This is a genomic window from Chamaesiphon minutus PCC 6605 (genome assembly GCF_000317145.1).
Taxonomy (GTDB): domain Bacteria; phylum Cyanobacteriota; class Cyanobacteriia; order Cyanobacteriales; family Chamaesiphonaceae; genus Chamaesiphon; species Chamaesiphon minutus.
In genome coordinates, this window is the sequence record NC_019697.1 from 643,441 (window position 1) to 664,574 (window position 21,134).

Annotated in this window: 19 protein-coding genes and 1 pseudogene; 12 read left to right on the plus strand and 8 right to left on the minus strand. The window is 42.5% G+C overall.

All coding sequences use genetic code 11. From position 1 onward, the window contains the following. Window positions 1-283 precede the first annotated feature (283 nt). Both CHA6605_RS03000 and CHA6605_RS03005 read left to right on the plus strand, forming a co-directional pair. Complete coding sequence (locus CHA6605_RS03000; protein ID WP_015158069.1) at window positions 284-763, plus strand: hypothetical protein; 480 nt, start codon at window positions 284-286, stop codon at window positions 761-763. After that, window positions 756-2,933 carry a Z1 domain-containing protein gene (locus CHA6605_RS03005; protein ID WP_015158070.1) on the plus strand — a complete coding sequence of 726 codons (2,178 nt, stop codon included), beginning with the start codon at window positions 756-758 and terminating at the stop codon, window positions 2,931-2,933. Before CHA6605_RS03000 ends, CHA6605_RS03005 begins: the two co-directional genes overlap by 8 nt. A 234-nt stretch (window positions 2,934-3,167) precedes the next feature. On the opposite strand, the gene CHA6605_RS03010 is transcribed toward CHA6605_RS03005, so the two are convergent. Then, window positions 3,168-4,169 carry an aromatic ring-hydroxylating dioxygenase subunit alpha gene (locus tag CHA6605_RS03010; protein WP_015158071.1) on the minus strand — a complete coding sequence of 334 codons (1,002 nt, stop codon included), beginning with the start codon at window positions 4,167-4,169 and terminating at the stop codon, window positions 3,168-3,170. Between the two features lie 230 nt (window positions 4,170-4,399). On the opposite strand from CHA6605_RS03010, the gene CHA6605_RS03015 reads away from it, so the two are divergent. Beyond that, on the plus strand, window positions 4,400-5,065 hold the full coding sequence (locus tag CHA6605_RS03015; protein WP_015158072.1) for a putative antibiotic biosynthesis monooxygenase: 666 nt from the start codon (window positions 4,400-4,402) through the stop codon (window positions 5,063-5,065). A gap of 35 nt (window positions 5,066-5,100) precedes the next feature. Here CHA6605_RS03015 and CHA6605_RS03020 read toward each other — a convergent pair whose 3' ends face one another. Next, on the minus strand, window positions 5,101-5,799 hold the full coding sequence (locus tag CHA6605_RS03020) for a GntR family transcriptional regulator (RefSeq protein ID WP_015158073.1): 699 nt from the start codon (window positions 5,797-5,799) through the stop codon (window positions 5,101-5,103). Between the two features lie 194 nt (window positions 5,800-5,993). On the opposite strand from CHA6605_RS03020, the gene CHA6605_RS03025 reads away from it, so the two are divergent. Then, window positions 5,994-7,823, plus strand: a complete 1,830-nt coding sequence (locus CHA6605_RS03025; protein WP_015158074.1) for an iron uptake porin — start codon at window positions 5,994-5,996, stop codon at window positions 7,821-7,823. 154 nt (window positions 7,824-7,977) lie between these two features. Here the strand turns inward: CHA6605_RS03025 and CHA6605_RS03030 are convergent, their stop codons facing one another. Next, window positions 7,978-8,865, minus strand: coding sequence for an IS982 family transposase (locus tag CHA6605_RS03030; RefSeq protein ID WP_015329006.1), 888 nt, complete (start codon window positions 8,863-8,865; stop codon window positions 7,978-7,980). A 441-nt stretch (window positions 8,866-9,306) separates the two neighbouring features. Here CHA6605_RS03030 and CHA6605_RS03035 point away from each other — a divergent pair, with 441 nt between their 5' ends. From CHA6605_RS03035 to CHA6605_RS03045, 3 genes are all read left to right on the plus strand, one after another. Next, window positions 9,307-10,437, plus strand: coding sequence for an ABC transporter substrate-binding protein (locus CHA6605_RS03035; RefSeq protein ID WP_015158076.1), 1,131 nt, complete (start codon window positions 9,307-9,309; stop codon window positions 10,435-10,437). Between the two features lie 83 nt (window positions 10,438-10,520). After that, window positions 10,521-11,345 (plus strand): ABC transporter ATP-binding protein, encoded by an 825-nt coding sequence (locus tag CHA6605_RS03040; protein WP_015158077.1) that lies wholly within the window; start codon window positions 10,521-10,523, stop codon window positions 11,343-11,345. Window positions 11,346-11,403: 58 nt separating this feature from the next. Beyond that, window positions 11,404-12,213, plus strand: a complete 810-nt coding sequence (locus CHA6605_RS03045; protein WP_015158078.1) for an ABC transporter permease — start codon at window positions 11,404-11,406, stop codon at window positions 12,211-12,213. A 48-nt stretch (window positions 12,214-12,261) separates the two neighbouring features. Here the strand turns inward: CHA6605_RS03045 and CHA6605_RS03050 are convergent, their stop codons facing one another. Then, on the minus strand, window positions 12,262-12,783 hold the full coding sequence (locus CHA6605_RS03050) for a hypothetical protein (protein WP_157259745.1): 522 nt from the start codon (window positions 12,781-12,783) through the stop codon (window positions 12,262-12,264). Window positions 12,784-13,022: 239 nt separating this feature from the next. Here CHA6605_RS03050 and CHA6605_RS03060 point away from each other — a divergent pair, with 239 nt between their 5' ends. Together CHA6605_RS03060 and hetL are read left to right on the plus strand one after the other, a co-directional pair. Beyond that, window positions 13,023-13,400 carry an ArsR/SmtB family transcription factor gene (locus tag CHA6605_RS03060; protein ID WP_015158080.1) on the plus strand — a complete coding sequence of 126 codons (378 nt, stop codon included), beginning with the start codon at window positions 13,023-13,025 and terminating at the stop codon, window positions 13,398-13,400. A gap of 5 nt (window positions 13,401-13,405) precedes the next feature. Next, window positions 13,406-14,119 carry a heterocyst differentiation pentapeptide repeat protein HetL gene (gene hetL / locus CHA6605_RS03065; RefSeq protein WP_015158081.1) on the plus strand — a complete coding sequence of 238 codons (714 nt, stop codon included), beginning with the start codon at window positions 13,406-13,408 and terminating at the stop codon, window positions 14,117-14,119. A gap of 150 nt (window positions 14,120-14,269) precedes the next feature. Here the strand turns inward: hetL and CHA6605_RS03070 are convergent, their stop codons facing one another. Continuing rightward, entirely contained in the window at window positions 14,270-16,786 is a 2,517-nt protein-coding gene (locus tag CHA6605_RS03070) for a glycogen/starch/alpha-glucan phosphorylase (protein WP_015158082.1), read from the minus strand. A 339-nt stretch (window positions 16,787-17,125) separates the two neighbouring features. Here CHA6605_RS03070 and CHA6605_RS03075 point away from each other — a divergent pair, with 339 nt between their 5' ends. Beyond that, window positions 17,126-18,016, plus strand: coding sequence for an amino acid ABC transporter substrate-binding protein (locus CHA6605_RS03075; RefSeq protein WP_232432170.1), 891 nt, complete (start codon window positions 17,126-17,128; stop codon window positions 18,014-18,016). 54 nt (window positions 18,017-18,070) lie between these two features. After that, window positions 18,071-18,460, plus strand: a complete 390-nt coding sequence (locus CHA6605_RS03080; protein WP_015158084.1) for an Alr5209 family pentapeptide repeat protein — start codon at window positions 18,071-18,073, stop codon at window positions 18,458-18,460. 348 nt (window positions 18,461-18,808) lie between these two features. On the opposite strand, the pseudogene CHA6605_RS03085 reads toward CHA6605_RS03080, so the two are convergent. The 3 genes and pseudogenes from CHA6605_RS03085 to CHA6605_RS03095 form a co-directional block, all read right to left on the minus strand. After that, window positions 18,809-19,132: pseudogene (locus CHA6605_RS03085) on the minus strand (GMC family oxidoreductase); the annotation flags it as partial. A gap of 41 nt (window positions 19,133-19,173) precedes the next feature. Then, window positions 19,174-19,536: a DUF2231 domain-containing protein gene (locus CHA6605_RS03090; protein WP_015158085.1), complete on the minus strand. Its 363-nt coding sequence runs from the start codon at window positions 19,534-19,536 to the stop codon at window positions 19,174-19,176. Then, entirely contained in the window at window positions 19,536-20,036 is a 501-nt protein-coding gene (locus CHA6605_RS03095; RefSeq protein ID WP_041547493.1) for a DUF2231 domain-containing protein, read from the minus strand. The genes CHA6605_RS03090 and CHA6605_RS03095 overlap by 1 nt, the downstream gene beginning before the upstream one ends. 432 nt (window positions 20,037-20,468) lie before the next feature. On the opposite strand from CHA6605_RS03095, the gene CHA6605_RS03100 reads away from it, so the two are divergent. After that, window positions 20,469-20,795 (plus strand): pentapeptide repeat-containing protein, encoded by a 327-nt coding sequence (locus tag CHA6605_RS03100; RefSeq protein WP_157259747.1) that lies wholly within the window; start codon window positions 20,469-20,471, stop codon window positions 20,793-20,795. Window positions 20,796-21,134 lie beyond the last annotated feature (339 nt).

The window sequence follows — 21,134 nt, forward strand, 5'->3', positions numbered from 1 at the left end:
AGGAGTTTGGGCAAGTAAAATCAGTAGGGTATGCTTCGTGTAAGTTTGCTCGTGGGCAGTACCCACCCTACATTTTTACTACTAAAATGTCAGAATTGCTAATGGCGGCTTGATTTTGACTCTCGACCAGATCCTTATTTTCCGTATGGGATTGTCTGGGTGGAGGCTGATGAGTTCCGAATATACCTTTGCTCGAATGTGTAAATAGTCAAGTTTATTTCCTGATGGGTTGAACAAGTAAATGTAAATAGTTATTGAAGCTATAGCCAAACTAGACATCGTAATGATTAGCGATCAAGAATTTCTCTACGGGGCTGCATTTTCTCGTTTAGTTCACTATGGAGGTCAAATTTCACTTACTCATTTATCAGATGTACATCCAGCAATTTATCTAGTTGAAACAAATAGCAGTAAATCAGCTATTCTTTTCAAGCTATCGAAAAAGCCAAAATCTACATGGTCTTTTACATTGAGTCATCAGGAGCAGTTAGCAATAGCTACTGTATCTGAAAAATATTCACACACGAAAATATTTTTCTCGCTCATTTGTCATAAAGACGGCATTTGCTGTATCTCTAAGGAGCGACTTTACGATCTCTTAGATCCAAGTGAAGATATTAGCGCACAGCATATATCAGTATCTCGCAAAATACATGGTAGTTATCATGTCAGTGGGCCAGGTAGACAACAAATGAATCGGTCAATACCTCAGAATGACTGGCCTTATATAATTTTACAAAATGGAGATAATAGTCATGAGTAAACTTCCTATTAAAACTGACGGATATTGCATCGATCACTTCACTAATACTATCAAAGCTAAAATTGGTGATTTAGAAGCAGAAAAGTTGAAAAATACTGCTTGCGAAATCGTTCAAAATTGTGTTGATATATACTTAAACACATTTGGAGATGATGATGTTGGTGCTAATGGTAAAGGTATCGTCACGAACCATTACAAAGGCAAAGGAATACCCGATGGCACTACTGGCTTAATCTATGGCAAAGTTCAAAGTGGTAAAACTAATATTACAGTCGCAACATTAGCACTAGCTGAAGCTAACAATTTTCGTTGTTTTATTGTTCTAACTTCCGACAATACATCACTTGGAAAGCAAACAGCCGAACGTTTTAAGAGTCAGCTTGATGGTGGCCCGATTGTCTGTCACTGGGAAGAGTGGAAAAGAGATCCAGTAGATTTCGCTCGCAGCAGAGTAATACCATATATTAAAGATGATGGAGTTGTTCTCATATCAACTAAGAATGTTCACCATCTAGATAATTTACTAACTGTTCTCAAAAATTCTGGAGCTAAAAATGTACCGACTATTATTTTTGATGATGAAGCTGATAATGCTAGTCTAAACACAAACGAAGCAAGGAAATCGAAACAAGGAAATCCAAATATTTCAGATAGTACTATTTTTGAAAAAATAGGTAGTATTCGGAAGGAGGTAATTAATCACATATATTTACAAATTACAGCAACGCCTCAAAGTTTACTATTACAAAATCTCGATCATCCCTGTAAACCAGCTTTTTGTGCTGCACTTCCACAACCAGGAGATAGTTATATGGGCGGAGATTTATTCTTTGATGAGGAAAGCCCCTATTGCTCGATCGTTAGAGGTGAAGAGATAGAAGAACTTAAAACTCAAAATGGTTATATTAATCCTGGGGATACATGGAATATTCCTAGTGGTCTAAAGCTAGCTTTGTGTTGCTTCTTTTTAGGTGCTGTCTATAAGATGGAATCCAATCAAGATAATGATATGAAATATTCTTTTTTGGCACATATATGTCACAAAAAAGTTAATCATAGTAATTTGGGGAGAATTATTAGTGAATTTATTTTGCAACTAGACAAAGCTTTAAGAGATAACTCGGAGACAATCAACAAGAAAGAAGCTAATAAATTATTAGAGCAAGCTTATAAAAAATTACAGAAAACATCGTCCGATCTACCACCGTTAGAGAATTTGACAGAAAAATTAAGATACAAGTTAAGAAATGCAATTCCACAAGTCGTCAATGCTGACAATGTTAACAAAGAATTGAAATACAATCCAGGAATGAATATCCTAATCGGAGGTAATCGACTCGCCCGTGGTGTTACTATTGAAGGTCTAATGGTAACTTACTATGGACGAGATGCTAGACAAAAAACGATGGACACAGTTCATCAACATGCGCGGATGTTCGGCTATCGACAAGGATTAAAAGATGTTACTCGTTTATTCTTACCTCAAGAAATTTTGGAAGATTTTCGGGCAATACACGAAGCTGACGAAGGAATGCGTCAAGCTATTGGAGACGATCTTAGTCAAATAAAAATTCAGCCAGTTTGGATCGGTCGGCAACTTCGGGCAACTCGATCTAATGTTTTAAATCCAGCCGCAATTGGTGTTTTAACCCCAGGATCAGCTATTTTTCCTCGCGATCCATTATGGAAAAATTCGGATGTAGAACAACATACTGAAGCTTTAGATGAACTTCTATCTGAGTATGGAGGAGATGATATATATCATAATATTAATATCAAATTTTTATTAAAAGTTCTCACGCACATGCCAAGTCATTACTGTTCTGGATATCAGTGGGATGATACAAGAATTCAATCAGTATTGAAGGCTATGAATGCAGAAGGTGTCAATGAAGGAATACTAAATGTTCGCCGTGGCAATAAAGGTGACGGATTAGAATTGAAAAACCAGGTAATAAGACCTTGGAAAGGTTCCGGCTATGCCTTTAGTAAATGGATTAGTAAACCTAGAGAACTATATCCCGATTGTCCAATTCTTGTTGTCATGTATCAGAAGGGTGAAAAGATAAATGGCTGGGAATGCCCACTTTATTTACCCACACTGATTCTACCTAAAAGTAAGTTTGCTTTTATGTTTAACAATATGAATGAAGGGGAAGAATCAGAATAGTAATCAAAAAGACTTCTATGATGGGCAAGTTATGGTATCAAATTCTGAATAGATAGAATACTATGACTTGCCCCTTGGATTACCAATGTGAGAATTTTCAAAACGATCCTACTTTTGATGACTTTCTAGTTTTGTAGGGTGGGATAAATTATTACTAGAGACGATTACCTCCGGTAGGCTACGCCAACGATCTATTGGCTGGGTTACGCTTAGATGAGCAACACTGCTGTTTTATTATTGCTCAGTTTCGCCATGCGCCTTTAATAGCTCCGCAATCTTTTTGCGGATCGTCAATCCGGGCTTATCGGTAAACATGTGCTGTTCGCGATTGGGGGCGAGCGGTACATCACAGTCAGTAGATTCTAAGATGCGCTTATCCTCAAGGGTGACAGCGCGATCGAAAGCGATCGCATCAGCACTTGGGGTGTCCTGTTCTGTGTCGTTGCGGATGCAAAACTGAACCATTTGCGAAGTAAGATCGTCGATCGGTGTCATCGTATTGACGATGATATGTACCAATCCATTGGCATAGGCAATGCTTAATTTGATGGTGAAGGGCATAAACCACAGCATGTCCAACGTGCGATAAGTTTGAGCCGATTCCATTTTGAGGTTTTGCTGTTGGAGTTCGGGGTTGACTACTCCTAGAACGCCGTGGGCGCGCAGTCCTGATGGAGTTTCAGTAATCTCTAATCGATCGGGCGTGGGATGGTCTTCACTGCCAAAAGTTGTGGTATGCACGAAAGTCGGATGAGCTAAATCGAGTTCATTTTCCATCACCCGCAATCCCGCGCATTTCCAAGTTTCATAAAATTCCGGGATCAGGCGAAAGTCTGACTCAAATGCTTCAGCAATGTGGGGGATCTCGGCGATCGGCTCATCCAAGCAAACCCAAGCATAGCCGTATTTTTCGGTGCAGCGATAAGTTTCGATCCGCGCAGCCGCCGGAATGCCCACATCTTTTAGCTGGGGTACACAGACGCAGCGACCTGAACTATCGAATTGCCAACCGTGATAGGGGCAAGCGATCGCCCCATTTACTACCTTCCCTAAAGATAATTGGGCAGAACGATGGCAGCAGCGATCTTTCGCCGCCGCAGGTTTTCCCTCAGCATCCAGCCACAGTACGATTTTTTGCCCAAGCAGCGTAAATGGTTGGGGGCTTCCGAGCAAATCGGCTGTCGGAATCACGGGATACCAAAATTTACGAAATACAGGTTGCTTTGTAACTAGCATCAGGATAGATCCTCCAATTTAACTAGGTCGATCGCCTCAGCTAATTAGTTTATCGATCTATCGATAAATAGAAAGTATGTTCGTATACAGTATACTGACAACCCAAATTGCTAATCATAACCCCAGCGGCTAGAAATGGCTGTTTATGGTAAAAAGTCCGCATAACTATCCGAGGGTTTCATACATCAATTTAGCAACGCCAAATTATCAATTAATTTAATGTCCACTGTATGCAAGCAGACCAAACATTTTATTCAAGTCTGGTAACAGAATATATCATCCCTAAAGGAAACGATTTTGCCTTCAAGTCATGGCATACTCACCTAGTGAATCAGGCGAAATGTGCTCCTGGGTTTATTCGAGCAGATCTTACTCCACCGCTCAGGTGCCAAGATGCAGTGGTCAAGTGGTACTCAATTATCCACTTTGACTCACAAGTAAATTTAGATAACTGGGTCGGATCGATCGAACGTCAAAAACTAGTGGAATCAGGACAGGAAATTTTTCGGGCTTACCGATTTAAGTCCTTCACAAGTGGTTTAGAAGGCTGGTTTTCTCAGCAATGGGGTGGCTTAGAACGATCGAGTTTAGGCTCTTCGACTTGGAAGCAAATCCTGGCTGTGGTGCTTGGATTGTACCCAACTGTGATGTTGCAATCCAAGTTATTTTCGGCATTGGGTATTTTAAACTCTTTACCACCCGCAAGTAAAATGCTAGTTAATAACCTCATCACATCCTCAATTTTGAGTCTAGTGGTTATGCCATTTGTTTCTCATCAACTTAATTTTTGGTTACAACCAGAATATCTAATCTCAGCTAGAAAAAATGATGCGGTCGGTTTAATTGTTGTCTTAACTTTACTAGCAATTATGGCGATTTTATTCGAGCTATTTTAGGAAATGTAGTCGATTGAAATAAGAACTATTATCGACTAAATTGCGGTTTGAGCTTGCTGAATTTGCTCTAATTCAAGCACAACTCGTGCTTGACTAGCGATCAGATGATCCTGAATCGCTTTGACAGCTAGTTCTGAATTGCGGGATAAGATTGCATCATAAATTTGCCGATGCTCCCAGCGAACTTCTAGAACAGCAGGGTTACTGAGCATCGTTTGGATTCGCACTAAAATCATTTTATCAAACAATCGATCGAGCAATGAAACTAACCATTCATTATTCGATGCTTGGGCAATTTCTCGATGAAATCGATAGTCTAAATCCAATAATTGAAAACTGGTTAATTTGGTCGGTTTAGTATTAAGTAGTTTTTCAGCTTTCTCAATTAAATTTTCGATTTGTTTGAGTTGTCGATCGCTAGCATTCAGACAGGCTTCTTTGACCGAAACATTTTCTAATGCTAGTCGGCACTCATATAACTTTCTGGCATCTTCGCTGGTAAATTTGGCGACGCTGAGAACACCGCGATCTTCAACGACTAAATCTGCTTGCTTGAGTTGCTGCAAAGCTTCGCGAATCGGCGTTCGACTCACTTGGAGTTTTTGGGCGAGTTGTGTTTCGATCAGCCGTTGACCAGGGACTAGTTCGCCAGAGAGAATGGCAGTACGCAAGGCTTGATATGCCTGGTCTTGCAGCGACTGAGGTCGTTGTAGAGAACGTGGAGATAACGACAAAACAAGTGTTCCTCAAGATGATGTATACGGCTAGATCCAACGTAGCTGAAAACAGTCCACTTCGCAATTGTAGCAACCCGTACAATTTACCGAAAAAAAATCATGTATACAGGATACATTGAGGCTCATTCAATCTTAACAACTCGATCGAACTTTGTCTCACATTAGCCGCAAAAAATTATTCTCAGTGGATCATGTTCAATCTAAATGTTATCAAAAGTTTAATTCTGACAGCTTCCATTTTTGTGGTCATGGGGGTGCTGGGATCGGAGGCTCGTGGGGCAGAAAAGTTAGCGGATCGGGAGCTTGTACCCATGCCAAAGGTATTATCATCGGATATGCCGCTTAGGGACAGAATTACCGATCCAACCCCCGCAACAATCCTACCGCCATCTTCGACCACCATCGGCCAATCTATTCCCTCATCTGAGGATGTTAAACCGCCTGATTGGGCGGTGACAGCCTTAGAGACACTGAGCGATCGATATGACTGTCAGACAGAAGATCCCGATCGAAATCGAGCATCATTAACACGGGCAGAATTTGTCACCAGTTTGAATATCTGTTTAAGTCAGGTGAATGAATCGTTGGCGGTAGCCGCTTCCGATCGAAAAATCGCCGCAGAACCTTCAGATCCAGTTACCAAAGCAGATCTAGAGACGATCGAAAAACTTCAGGCTGAATTTGCCACCGAACTAACAGCTCTGCGCGGGCAAGTTGAGGCAATTGAAGCCAAAACCGCAAGGATCGAAAAGCAACAATTTTCGGCCACGACTAAGCTCAGTGGGACAGTTTGGGTGAATTTTACTGGGGCACTTACTGGGGGTGATATTACTACCGAGAGATCCCTCGCTCAAGGTGGGAATAGTCCTTTTATCGCGCCAACTCGCGTTAATGGAGTGCCGACTCGCGTTCAACGTCGGGATGCTAATCCGACAGTAAGTAACTATGTGTTCCTAACACTCAACTCCTCTTTTACAGGTAAAGACATGTTGGTTACTCAACTCGTGGCGGGAAATGCGAACTCTCCAGCTAACCAATTGGTGTCATCAGGATTCTTTAATACTTGGGGTACACCACTTGCCGATCAAACAGGTACTCCACAAGCCGGATCGAATGCGGTCTATTTGCGTGAGTTATCCTACACTTTTCCAGTCAACGACCAAGTGCGAGTCGCCGTCGGCCCACGTCTGAATGCTTATCGTTACTTCGATCAAAACCGATTTACGTCCTTCCTGACTGGTTCGGGTAGTTTTAATTCCAGCGGTAGTACCTTGTTTGCGGCGATCGATCGAGGTTCGGGTGCCGTTGTTTCCTGGAATATCAATCCACAGTTGCGGTTCAATGTTGGCTATTTGGGCGAGAATACCGAGTTTTTGAGTTCTGCGGCTGGATTTAATACCTCTAGTAATCCCGCTGCTGGTTTGTTTGGAAGTACTAATCAAACGATCGGGGAGTTAACCTATTCTCCTAATAAAGATGTGAATCTGCGCTTGCTATACTCACGCTCCCTGATCCGTGCTTACAATGGCTTTATTGGCGGAGCCGTCGGCGAGCCATTGCCTTATGGCTATGCTGATGATGGTTTCGGTGGTAGATTAAATGATGCACCAGCAGATACGGTAGTGGCTAATTTTGACTGGCTGCTCACTCCACAGGTGGGGATATTTGGGCGATATTCCTATGGTAAGACACAGATTAATCCCGTTAATACAGCTCGTGCTGGTGGTAGTACCAGCGTTCAATCCATTCAAATAGGATTAGGATTTCCCGACTTGGGCAAAAAAGGCGCATTGGGCGTGATTTCATATCTGATTCCCCACTCCTATCTGAGTGGGCGTGAATTTCTCCTCTCTGGTGGGGGTGATGGTGGGAAACAGCAAGAGTTAGAGATTTCTTACTACTATCCAGCTACTCCCAATCTGGCGATCGTCCCCGCAGTCTACGCGATCTTCAGCCCCAACAACTTTCAGAGTAACCCCCCAGTTTTCATAGGAAATTTACGGATGCAGTTTACCTTCTAACCTGAGTTCGATGAGGCTATGCCTCATCGAACTCAGATGTGACAACATGTTCAGCTTAATAGCAAATTTTATGTAAATTTTGGCACGATAAAACCCATCATTAAGATGATTAATGATTGAAAATATTGAGTTAAGTTAATAAATAAATAATCGGCTAAATAGGAACAATACTAAAGAAGTTTTGAGCAGGCTCATCTAGCTTCAAACTCGGCTTTTTAGGTTGATGAGTATAAGCAATTAATGCTGTAATCAGATTTAGCATGAAATTATGCAAGCTCCGATGGCGAGAATGGACTAAATAACAAATATTTTTTAACTGGTCATTTACCGTTTCAATCAGCGAGCGTTTCCGAAGTGATATTTTGTCATCCATCAAGATGAGCTTGTTTTTCATATTAGATTTTAGTGGCGTAATTAGCTGCAATCCTTTATTTAATAATTCTTCAAATAGTTCTTTCTTAATATATCCTTTGTCTCCAAATATTTTTCCTGATATTCCCTGTGTCATTGATGGCAAATGTGTGCGGTCATCGACATTGCCAGGTGTGATTTTGCAGCTTAATATCTCTCCGCAATCATTAATAATTAAATGAAGCTTGAATCCAAAGTACCATCCCATAGAACTCTTACTCAGCTTGGCAGTTTCTTTGAAAACCTTATTTCTTTTAATTCTTTTTGGGTGACAAACTGGAATAGCCGTGCTATCCACGAAACTAATTCCAGTCACCTTACCTTGACGAGAGTTGAGATAATAAAGGCAAGCTATTAAAACATTTGGCATCAACTCCACCATTCTATTGTAACTAACCAACTTTGGAAAATAATCAGTTAAGTTTTGACAAACATTTTTGAGGTAATAATCCTTAAATGTTCGATAGCTTGACTGATGGAAATGAATAGAAATAGTCATGACCTCGCTCAGTGATAGGCCGCAGCGTTTTGGTAAGCTATTACCGTTGGCAGGGAAAGATATTGATGAAAAAGTTGCTAGCCAATCTTGGCAGAAATCATCTATTTCACAAAATAGTTCGGTTAAGTCCATCATCTAAGTGTGGTTTTCTAATATATATATTAATTTAACCAGAATCAGAGATTATACATAAGGGTTGCAATGCTATTTGTACTTTTATTTGCCGACCGCTCCTCAGAACTTTTAATAACTTATTAATTGTTAATTATTTGTAATTATCGATCGACGTTTTACTTCCAAGTCATTATCAATAATCAAAGCTTATTGATAATGACTTGGAAATATCTCATTTTAATAATTGATGTTTATGACTCAAGCACAGTCAGAGACTTGATTTGATGATGAGGCACAGCCTCATCGAACTCAGGTTTCTAGTGCCAGACAGCACAAATCAAGCTACCAACTCTAACTCCCAACTCAGGTGTACTTGATGATACAGAAACTTCCGCGCCACTCAACTTAAATGATGCTAGCTTTGTATACCGTATACGTATTGAATTTTGCAGGCTAATAATGCTTCATACTTTCCAGAAACAATTACATAGAATCCTCCTGATTGCAGCTTCCACAGCGGTGCTTGCTGGTTGTAACTCAGCACCGCCGACTACTGGAGATAAGCCTTCTACGACAGCCGCGACAACGACTGCCGCGAGTACTGACAAAAAGGAAGGTCAAAAGATTCGTGTCCAATTACCTTTTTTGAAGCAAAGCCTTGATGCGCCGTTAATTTGGGCGATCGAAAAGGGGTACTTTGCCGAACAAGGTTTGGATGTTAGTTATGAGCGTGGTTTCGGAAATTCTGACACCATTAGTAAGCTGGGGACTGGTAAGTATGACATTGCCTTTAGTGATATCTACAATGCGATGGAATTCAATGACAAAAATCCTAGTGACAAGATTATGGCGGTAGCCTTTTACCAAAGCAAGGCACCTTTTTCCATTATTACTTTTAAACAAAGTGGAATTAAAACTCCTGCTGATTTAGTTGGCAAGAAACTTGGAGCACCAGCAGGTGATGGACCAAGAAAATTGTTCCCACTTTTTGCTAAGGAAGTAAAAATTGCGCCTGATTCAGTCACTTGGGACACAATGGAACCCAAGTTGCGAGAGACTTTCTTGTTACAAGGTAAAGTTGATGCCGTCAGTGGATTCTATACTTCGGTGATTCCATCTTTGATCGAGGGTGGGAAGACGATGGACGATATCAAAATCTTTGCCTATGACGAGTTTGGTTTAGACTTTTACGGCAATGGAATTTTGGTCAAGCAAGACTTTATGAACAAAAATCCGGAAGTAATTAAGTCTTTTCTCAAGGCATATTTCAAAGGAATGCAGGAGGTTGTCAAAGATCCTAGTGCGGCTCTCGATTTGGTTGTTTCCACAGATCAAAGTAAATTAATGGATCGCGATGCCGAAAAGCTCCGCTTGAAGTTGGCGATCGAACGGATGTATGTAACGCCAGAAGTCGAGTCTGCCGGCTTTGGTGGTGCAGACATGAAACGTCTAGAAAAAAGTATTACTCAGACAGTTACGGGCTTTAATTTAAAGCCCGTAAAGGCGGCTGATGTATTTACAGATAAGTTTTTACCAGCCAAAGAACAACGGATGGTTCCACCATCAGCCGATCGCAAACCCCTAATTTAACTTAAATCAAATCAGCCAAGATTTTTGACTTATTTGGAACTTTACTGACCAAACTTTTTACTCAATCAAAAGGTATAGTTAAAATGCTAAAGCCACAAATATCTTCTGCCACTGAAACCGTTGCTGCTTCTATGCCCTTGCTAGAATTCGATCGCATTGGTTTAGAATATCCCTTTGAAGAATCGATGCGGACGATCGTCCAGGAAATTACCCTGAGCGTTCAGCCCGGAGAATTTGTCACATTTGTAGGGCCGAGTGGCTGCGGGAAAACTTCAATTTTGCGGATGGTTTCGGGGTTGAGTCCGACCAAAATCGGTGAGTTGCGCTGCCATAACCAACCAGTAACTAGACCACTGAAAAATGTCGGCATTGCTTTCCAAAATCCAGTCTTAATGCCTTGGCGACGGACGATCGATAATGTTTTACTACCACTAGAAATTGTGTCTCCCTACAAAAGAGACTTTAAAACTAATCGACCTCACTATCTAGAGATGGCTCAAAAGCTGTTGAAAGCAGTAGGCTTAAATGATTTCCAGCAGCAGTTTCCTTGGCAATTATCCGGCGGAATGCGACAAAGAGCTTCCCTCTGTCGGGCACTGATTCACCAGCCAGAAATTTTGCTATTAGATGAACCTTTTGGCGCGCTAGATGCCTTTACTCGCGAAGAAATGTGGGTGATGTTGCAAAACCTCTGGATGGAAGCAAAGTGCGTAGGAATGCTCATTACCCACGATTTACGCGAGGCAGTTTTTCTGTCTGATACTGTCTACGTGATGAGTCCCAGACCGAGCGAAATTGCTTTCAAACTGAAAATCGATTTACCTCGTCCGAGAACGTTGGAAATGTGTCTCAGTGATGAATTTGCCCATCTTGCCGCTGAGTTACGCCGCCATATTCACAAAAGTTAGGCAAAGGACAAACAGTGTTTTCCACTATCTTAATCGCAGTACTAACGAGGCAAAATATATGCAGATAAGTGTTAATAAGTCCAGAAGATCGACTAAAAAAGTTATGTTTGAGGCTTTCCTAAATACAAAAGCTGCGACGATTATTTTGCCATCGATCGCAACAGTTATGCTATTGATAATCTGGGAACTAGCAGTATTTGCATTTCAAATCAAAGCATTTAACTTACCTGCACCTTCTAAAATTATCGAAGCTGCCATCAAATTTGCGCCACAACTATTGGAAAACTCTTGGCGGACAGTCTGGACTACCTTTGCCGGTTTTGTGTTGGCTAGCGTAGTTGGTATTGCGTTGGGCTTCCTAATTGGTTACTCCAAATTCATTTATTTAACTTTCTATCCGTTACTAGTTGCCTTTAATACTATCCCCAAGTCTGCACTAGTCCCCCTCCTGGCTGTTTGGTTTGGCGCAAACGCAATTCCGGCGATCGTCACTGCCTTTGCGTTAGCATTTTTCCCGATCGCCGTTAACGTAGCATTAGGGTTAGAAACGATCGAGCCGGAAATGAAAGATGTGATGCGTGCCTTGGGTGCATCAGATTTTGAGATCTTCCAAAAAGTTGGCTGGCCCCACACATTACCCTATGTATTTGCTTCCCTCAAAATTGCCGTGTCTTTTTCCTTCATCGGAGCCGTAATCGCTGAGTCGATCGCGTCCAATGCTGGTTTAGGTTATCTAATCGTCCAGGCGGCATCAGACTTCAATGTCCCGCTTGCTTTTGCCGCGCTGATTACTCTAGCTATCTTAGGTGTGATACTTTACACTTTATTTGTCGCCCTAGAAAAGAAAGTTATCTACTGGGCGCGATAATTTACACCGACAGTGCAAGGTTCATAGATTGTAGGTTGGCTACAGCTTTTACTCCTTTAAATCTGCAAAGCCAGGATAGTGGTTTTCCACTAACTGAATCAGAGCTTGGGTGATTTGGGCTTTCAGTTCAGAATAATCTTCACCTCGTCGTCGCCAAGGTCGCTCCCGCCATTTCGAGAAGAAATCACAGTCAATGTGGGCAATAATTTCGGACGTATGCCCCTGAGCCAATGGATCTTTTAGTGATGGAAACGAGAGATAACAAAATTTTGGTAAGCTATCTGAGGCTATGAGCGGATCTTGAGCAATTTCATCGTGGTCGTAGGTCGTGTAAATCCAGTGATTTTCACCTTGAAAACCCAATTGTTGCGCACTCTGTTTTAATCCTAAGTACACCGTCAACATACTGTTGCCTTTTGGAAAAGCTTGAATTTCTTGGCGTTCAGCCAGCGGATAGCTGGGTGGAATCAGCTTTAGATAAGTATTAAAGGCTCCGGCATCGGACACCACAATGGGCGCATAGTAGGTTTCCAGATCGGCATGGGGATGTGCTGTGTTTTGGGCTTTCACGCCCACTCTAAATTCTGATTCATGTCAATTTGTGATGGATCGGCAATTGGTGTTGGCTGTTAGTGAGTTTAGAAGTTTGACTAACAATTTGGCGGACCTCTGGCTACTAAATCGGCAGCAATTACAACTATATAACTTTTTAGCGATTAACTTTTACAAACTGTTTATAAATTTGCATAACTATCTAGTTATAATCAGTTACGGTTATTTATTAGTAAATGTGTTAGCAAAGAATTCCCATGTCAGTTAACGAGTCAACCCAATTCGATCTCACCACCCTGGCGTTTGTGGCTGACTATTTCAAAGTCTTCTCCGAGAGTAGTCGGTTGCACATCGTGCATTGTTTGCAATCTGGCCCTATGAATGTGATGGAACTGACCGCCGCCACAGGTTTAGGTCAAGCCAATCTCTCCAAACATCTGAAAGTATTAACCCACGCCGGAATTCTCTCGCGGCAAACCAAAGGCACCAGTGCTTATTACGAAATTATCGACCCGAGCGTCTTTGATTTCTGCGAATTAGCCTGTCATCGGATTGGCGATCGATTGCAGCAACAAGCCGAAAGTTTTCGGAACTTGCGAACGGCAGAATTAAATCCTACGCTAAAAAAAGAATAGTGATTATGGACGGAGCATCACTTCTCAAGCAATATGCCCTGGGTCAGAGAAACTTTGCCAGTAGCAATTTGTTAGAAACAGATTTAATTGCTGCCGAACTCAGTGGGATCGATCTCAGTCACTCAGACCTGCGACAATGCCGCTTGGGGAGAGCTAACTTTAGTCATGCTGATTTTCGGGGCGCAGACCTGAGCGAAGCCTTATTATGGGGCACAGACCTCACTGAATCCCATCTCGATCGAGCGATCCTGCGGGAAACAGACCTCACTGGAGCCAAGTTAAATAGAGCGCAGTTGAGCGGCGCATATCTGGCCAAAGCTAGTCTCTGCGGCGTAAATTTAGCGGGAGCAAATCTAGCTGGAGCCATGCTGTTTGATGCCGATCTGAGTGCCAGTGACGATCGCCGCACCGATTTAGGCGGGGCTAATCTCCAACAAGCCGATCTAAGCTATATCAATCTGGGTGGAGCATGTCTCCATAACGCTAACCTCGATCGCGCCAAACTTACTCGCGCTCATCACGGTCATAGTATTCAAGATCTGCTATTTGTTACGGACTTCAGTGGTGCTAGTTTGCGAGAGTGCGATTTGAGTTATGCCGATCTTGGAGGGGTCAATTTCCAAAATGCAGATCTAACTGGCGCAGATTTAACAGGGACGTTGCTGACAGATGCGGATTTACGGGGGGCTACCATGCCTGATGGTAGCATTCATCGGTAAATTTATCCTTGGCTACCAACTTTTGAAGTCGGGTTTCTGAACCACACTAATCAAGCAGTAGTCGTTGTCAATTTAGCCTGTGTCCAAGATAATGGTTCTACCGAACCTAATATGCTAAATCAACATATGTGCGCCAATAGAAAGACAATCTTAATGTTTTAAACTAAGATTATCGGGCATTGATGTATTTAACTCCACCTTGACAGGTTTAATATGCCAAATATCTTCGCAATATTCCCGAATCGATCGATCCGAAGAAAATTTACCCATTCGCGCCACATTTAAGATCGACATCCGCGTCCAGCGTTCGAGATCGCGATAAACTAGACTAGCTTGATGTTGACAATCAATATAGGCTTGATAATCAGCAAACAAGAAGTAAGGATCTCGATCGAAAAGTGTGTGTAGTAATGGCTTGAATAACTCTGGATCGCCATGAGAGAAGAAACCAGATGCAATCCGATCGATCGCCAGTTTTAGCTCTAGATTAGTGTGGTAATAGTCGATCGGCGAATATCCATCAGCACTCATCTTTTGAACTTCTTGCTCGGTTAAACCAAATAGGAAGAAGTTCTCTGCCCCAACCTCTTCGCGGATTTCAATATTAGCACCATCGAGGGTACCGATCGTCAATGCCCCATTCATGGCAAATTTCATATTACCAGTCCCGGAGGCTTCTTTCCCAGCGGTCGAAATTTGCTCGGATAGATCGGCGGCTGGATAGACATGTTGGGCGAATTTGACGCTGTAATCTTTAAGGAACACAACTTTAATTCGATCGCGGACATCAGGATCGCGATTGACGACATCGGCAACGGAGTTAATCAACTTAATGATTAGCTTCGCCATAAAATAACCTGGCGCAGCCTTACCGCCAAATAGGAATGTCTGCGGCGTAATATCGATATCGGGATTGGCTTTAATCCGGTTGTAGAGCGTAATAATATGGAGGACATTCAGATGTTGGCGTTTGTACTCATGAATCCGCTTGGCTTGAATATCAAACAGCGAGTGAGGATCGACATTAATCCCATAGTCTTTAACTATTTGATTAGCGAGATCGCGCTTGAGATTGTACTTAATATCTTGCCATTCCTGCTGAAACTCTATGTCATCAACATAGGCTTCGAGTTTTTTCAACTCATCTAAATGTTTAATCCAACCATTGCCAATTTTACTAGAAATCAGATCGGTTAAACGCGGATTGCTCAACACTACAAAGCGGCGCGGGGTGACACCATTAGTCTTATTGCTAAATTTGTGTGGATACAATGCGTAGAAGTCACTCAATACATCCTGTTGGAGTAATTCGGTGTGCAGTGCGGCTACTCCGTTAATCGCATGACTGCCCACACAAGCTAAATGCGCCATCCGGACGTACTTTTCGCCACTTTCATCGATCAATGACATCCGCGCAATCCGATCGGGATCGTCAGGGAATTTCATCCGTACATCATCGATGAAATGGTGGTTAATTTCATAGATAATTTCCATGTGTCGAGGTAACAGACTCGAAAACAGCGCGATCGGCCACCGTTCGAGGGCTTCTGGTAAGATCGTATGATTGGTATAAGCAAAAGTCCGTTGGGTAATCGCCCAAGCTTGGTCCCACTTCATATAATGCTCATCGACTAACAACCGCATCAATTCCGCGATCGAAATTGCGGGGTGAGTATCATTGAGTTGAATCACAAATTTTTCGTGGAATTTCGCCAAGGGGAGATCCTGAACTTGCATGATCCGGATCGTGTCTTGCAACGAACAAGAAACAAAGAAGATCTGCTGAGTTAGACGCAACCGTTTACCTCGATCGCTATCATCATTTGGGTACAACACCTTCGAGACATTTTCCGAAACCATCTTTTTATGTACGGCTCCGGCATAGTTACCAGAATTGAACGCCGCAAAATCAAACGACTCTGGAGCTTCAGCCGTCCATAACCGTAAAGTATTGGCAGTATTGGTCTTGTATCCCAAAATCGGGTTATCGTAGGGCACACCCTTAACTACCTCATAGGGTATCCATCTCACCCGATACCGCCCTTGCTCGTCGGTATAATGGTCAACGTGGCCACCTAACTTAACTTCTACCGCCCACTCTGGACGCGAAATTTCCCAAGGATTGCCAAATCGCAACCATTTATCGGTGCGCTCCACCTGCCAACCATCGCGAATATCTTGCTCGAAGATGCCGAATTCATAGCGAATCCCATAGCCAATCGATGGAATTTCTAATGTTGCCATCGAATCCAAATAACAAGCCGCCAATCGCCCCAAGCCGCCATTGCCCAGTCCGGGTTCCTCTTCTTGTTCGAGCAGGGCATCGAGATCTAGTCCCAATTCCTCAACCGCTTGTTGAGCTTGGTCATAAATACCCAAATTGATCAGATTATTGCCCAGTTGTGGCCCCATCAAAAATTCGGCAGAGAGGTAGCAAATCGTCCGCGCGCCTGAATCGGTATAGATTGCAGCAGTATTAATCCAACGTTCTAGCAATCGATCGCGCACAGTATAAGACAATGCCATGTAATAGTCATTCAGGCTTGCCAGTGCCGGAAACTTGCCTTGGACATAAAATAGCTTGTTCAGAAAGTCTCGCTTAAGATCTGCCACACTCGATCCATTGAGATCGTTTTCCGGCTGTTTGTGAGTATCTTGGGTTTGCATCAGTCAGCCTCTAACAGAATGGGATAGGTTAATCGCTGTTCGCTTGATTCAGTAACACTACTGAGGTGAACAGAAATCTTTAAAATTACTTGAAGGCAATTTTATCAAACCAATCTTTCATTCTAAGTATTTCTGGATTGATGAAAAGTTTTCTACACTACTATTTATAAATCACGATCGTTAGTGACAAGCTCAGAAAATTGACGATCGATGGTAAATTTATCCTTAGCCACCAAATTTTTTTAAGAATTGCGTAAACAACGAATGAGTTCGCGACGGTAGTGATAGGATTAATGCCTACTTCCACTCGATCGAATCGTGCGCTACCAAAACTTGCTTGTGACCTTAAGTGTATTATCTACCTTGCTGCTCTCAAAACCAGCAATCGCCCACTCTGTGCTGGAAAAGGTTGTTAATACAGGTGTTTTAACCGTGGGCACTAGTAAAGATGCGTTTCCCTTTGCCTACACAGACAAAAATGGACGGCTGACTGGATACTCGATCGATATGTCCATCCTGATCCAGAAACAGGTCGAGAAAGAGCTAAAACGCCCCATCAAGCTCGATTTGATTCCCCTCGACCCCGGAGATCGAATTCCGAAGTTGAGAAGTGGTGCTGTGGATATGGTTTGTGATGCGGCTAGTTTTACCTGGGAGCGCGAACGAGATGTAGATTTTACCGTTAGTTATGGCACCACGGGCACACAACTATTGACCCGACGGGGACAGCGGGGAAAACAGTCCTGGGATGCAGCCGCCTTATCCGGTAGGCGCATTGGTGCTTTGGCTGGGACAACCAACGAACAATCGATTCGCCGCTTCCAGCCCAAAGCCCAAATTGTGTTAGTTAAAGATCGCGCAGCGGGCTACAAGTCTTTACGGGAAAATAAAATCGATGCTTTTGCCGATGATGGAATTTTACTAGAGGCATGGTTGCAACGCACCGCCAATACGCAGAAATTTGAGATTGTGAGTAAACTATTCTCTCAGGAAGGGATTGCTTGTATGGTGCCGGAAAACAACTCAACTTTTTTAGATGTTGCTAACTATGCCTTAATCCGGTTTATGCAGGGCTTTCTGAAAGGGAAGCAGCCCTACGTCCAAACATTCGATCGCTGGTTTGGTGCGCGGAGTGTCATTCCAGTGTCGAAAGATTTGCGTGAGTTAATTATTGAAAATATGCGACTAACGATCGATGCTAAACAGGAAGTGCCCGAAAATGAATTATGACCGCACCCGTCTTTTAATAGACTAAATTTATGACCATCGAGGTTAATTAAACTTATGTCTGAATCAAATTTCAAATCAGAGATCGTCACGGCTGAAGCACTCGTGCAAGCCTACAAAGCAGGTCGCCGCAATTTTACTGGCGCGAACTTAATGACTGTTAATTTGAGTCATGCGGACTTGAAGGGTGCCAATCTCAGCTATGCCGATCTGAATGCTGCCGATTTGAGTCATGCGAACTTGCGTGGTGCTGATTTGAGCTACGCTTACCTATCAAATGCCAATTTGTCAGGAGCGGATCTTCGAGGTGCGATGTTAATTGGTACCGATCTGCAAGCGGCAATTTTGGAGTCTACCATGCTTGATGCTGCAAATTACGACCCCAAAACAACCCAGTTCCCCGCTGGTTTCGACCCGCAACAAGCCCGATTAAAACCCGATCGTTGACTGCTTTCGAGCGGTAATTTTTGATGCAAACTATCTGCATCAAAAAGTAGTGCCCACTCTAATAGCTGGAATCTCTGGCTAAAGTTAGGTACAGTTGACAGAGCTTGTTTACCCTTGCAGATAAAAATTCGTTCGATAGAGATCCAAGCAAATTTCTCTAAAAGTCATGAAAAATATTTTAGTTATCGAAGAGGATCGTAATTTCTCTCACTGATTATGTCAATTTCTTAGAGAACATGATTTTCAAACGATCGTAGCAATTAATCCGGCAATTTCCTTTAAATTGCGATGATTGTGGTCTCAAGCGTTTAGTATTGTGGGTCGCTACAGCTAACTATCGATTTGGACTTACTGTAGTCGATCGATTAGATGCTCTCCCACCCGCAGGGCATTAGCCATAATCGTTAATGCTGGGCTGACACTAGCATTGGCTGGGAAGAAACTACCATCGACTACATAGAGATTATCTAGGTCATGAGTGCGACAATTACGGTCTAAAACAGAGGTTTGAGGATCGTCGCCAAAACCACAAGTCCCGCACTGATGCGCCATCACCTGGATGGGGACTTCTCCCTTGGGGTGCAAGACACCACGCTGGAAACCATCGAGAGATTTTTCGACCTCTTTTAAGATGTCGATCCACCGATAAATTAAGAGATCGTGTGCTTCGATAATTGAAATCATGCGGAAATTCATTGTGTTAACTCAACCTGCTATTTCAACACTAGATTCGGATCTTGACCCAGACGCAATAATCGATCGACGGTAATATGTACGCCAAAATCTGCTGCTAATTGTGCGCCCAAGGTGCCGTGAACGAAAAAGAAGGTAATTACGGCGGCAGCGAGCATATTGTACCAACCGACATCATAGAAATTCGATTGAGTGGCGGGGATCGCTAAAAACTTAAAAATTGGTTTCTCTAGGGGAAATAAGGTGCCGACAATATCGAACCCGATCGCGACGATAAATAAACCTAGAGTTAGATGTACTAGATTGGGATGAATGGGCACAATGTAGGGTAAACCATTCGCACCCAATTGGTTGCCAAGTTGGTCGATTAGTGGAGAATTCATTATTGCAAAGTACCCTCCCGAAATGCTTCAACTACGGTAACTGTATGCAGCCCATACACCCACACTAGCAAATCCCCCAAATAAGTTTGGAAACATACCAACCCCACTAAAACTACCCCCACACCTAAAAAGGGTAAGGGTAAGGATTTGGGATCGCGCGATCTCAACACATAACGCCAAGCCGTCACCGCACAAATAACGCCAGAAAGCGACCAACCAAAGATCGTGTGTAGGTTCAAGGTTGATTCGACTGCCGTATAAGCTTCGGCAAGTCCTGCTTCAATCTGCCCAAACACGATCGCTATAAAAATTGAAATTGTTGCAAAGAATAAATTCCACCAACTGACTTCATACAGACGATAATTATGGCTGAAATAACCAATTAAATCGCATAAAATTGCAAATAAAATCATCGCAATTACGAAATGGACGACGATCGGATGGATCGTATCTGGATATGGCAGATTGTGGTCGTTTAAAGGTGGTAAATATTTCAAAATCGTATTATTCTATACATTTGTGCTGACTTTGTTCGATCCAGTAAATCTACTGAAACTGACGAAAATCTTTACAATTAATGGAATGCACTTTTAGAAAATTAATTTCTCATTTTAGTCAGCTTTGGATTCATGTAAAGTTTTCTCCAATACTATTTCCACATCGATCCCCCGATCGACAACGCTGGAGTCGTTGTCAGCTAAGATCCTCGATCTAATCCTGCTGAGATCGAGGTGAAGCTTCATAATTTTATGACTAAATCACTATTTAGTTATAGTACTATGATTCAGTTAGGTACTCACTAACAGATTAGTTAGCGGTATGTTTGAGCATGAAATAGATCTGGCTTATGCGGTCATGGATACTATCACTGCCAGACCTCAATTAGCTGGTCAGACCGTCGAACGCTTTAAATTTTGCAACTCCCTAGTTCCTTGACCAAACTTTATACAGTTGATTCTTTCCCCACCTACCTACTTAAATTGAAAAATGTGGGACTAGCTCAGTCCAACTTGGATGGTGCCAATCTGAGTGGTGTTGATTTGAGTGGGGCTAACCTGAGCGAAAATAGTTTGTGTGAGACTAATTTGACAAACGCTAAATTAATTGATGCTTTTTTCGATGGTTGTACTCGGATGCTGGGTTGCAACTTGACTGAAGCTGACTTTACTGGAGTCAACTTGGACGGAGTTTGGATGGAGAGAAACATTTACTACAACACAATTATGCCTAACAGCACTATTAAAACTGGAAAAGACTGATTTAGAGGATAAAGGATCGAGATATTTGAGATGCTAAATTACTGAGGATATGTTGGCTCGATCGAGGTTCATTTAGAATCGGATTGAGATATTTGCTTTGTGCCAGCACCGCCCTAAACTACAAGTGTATCCTTCGGATCGGCTTCGCCAACGGGCTGATAGCGAAAGTCCATTTCAATGGACTAAATAAAATCCGGCAGTCCTCTTCAGAGGACTTTGACTATTAGCCTCGATTTCAATCGAGGGCGGTGCTGGTGCGAAGCAAGTAAATCGCGAATGATGCGATCGAGTATTAACTAATACGACCTAATTCGATCGAATTGTACCGAAAGATTAAAA

Bases quoted from the DNA above. Each gene is read 5' to 3' on its own strand.
- CHA6605_RS03000 (WP_015158069.1), top strand. From the start codon at position 284: ATGATTAGCGATCAAGAATTTCTCTACGGGGCTGCATTTTCTCGTTTA.
- CHA6605_RS03005 (WP_015158070.1), top strand. From the start codon at position 756: ATGAGTAAACTTCCTATTAAAACTGACGGATATTGCATCGATCACTTC.
- CHA6605_RS03010 (WP_015158071.1), bottom strand. From the start codon at position 4,169: ATGCTAGTTACAAAGCAACCTGTATTTCGTAAATTTTGGTATCCCGTG.
- CHA6605_RS03015 (WP_015158072.1), top strand. From the start codon at position 4,400: ATGCAAGCAGACCAAACATTTTATTCAAGTCTGGTAACAGAATATATC.
- CHA6605_RS03025 (WP_015158074.1), top strand. From the start codon at position 5,994: ATGTTCAATCTAAATGTTATCAAAAGTTTAATTCTGACAGCTTCCATT.
- CHA6605_RS03030 (WP_015329006.1), bottom strand. From the start codon at position 8,865: ATGGACTTAACCGAACTATTTTGTGAAATAGATGATTTCTGCCAAGAT.
- CHA6605_RS03035 (WP_015158076.1), top strand. From the start codon at position 9,307: ATGCTTCATACTTTCCAGAAACAATTACATAGAATCCTCCTGATTGCA.
- CHA6605_RS03040 (WP_015158077.1), top strand. From the start codon at position 10,521: ATGCTAAAGCCACAAATATCTTCTGCCACTGAAACCGTTGCTGCTTCT.
- CHA6605_RS03045 (WP_015158078.1), top strand. From the start codon at position 11,404: ATGCAGATAAGTGTTAATAAGTCCAGAAGATCGACTAAAAAAGTTATG.
- CHA6605_RS03060 (WP_015158080.1), top strand. From the start codon at position 13,023: ATGTCAGTTAACGAGTCAACCCAATTCGATCTCACCACCCTGGCGTTT.
- hetL (WP_015158081.1), top strand. From the start codon at position 13,406: ATGGACGGAGCATCACTTCTCAAGCAATATGCCCTGGGTCAGAGAAAC.
- CHA6605_RS03070 (WP_015158082.1), bottom strand. From the start codon at position 16,786: ATGCAAACCCAAGATACTCACAAACAGCCGGAAAACGATCTCAATGGA.
- CHA6605_RS03080 (WP_015158084.1), top strand. From the start codon at position 18,071: ATGTCTGAATCAAATTTCAAATCAGAGATCGTCACGGCTGAAGCACTC.
- CHA6605_RS03090 (WP_015158085.1), bottom strand. From the start codon at position 19,536: ATGAATTCTCCACTAATCGACCAACTTGGCAACCAATTGGGTGCGAAT.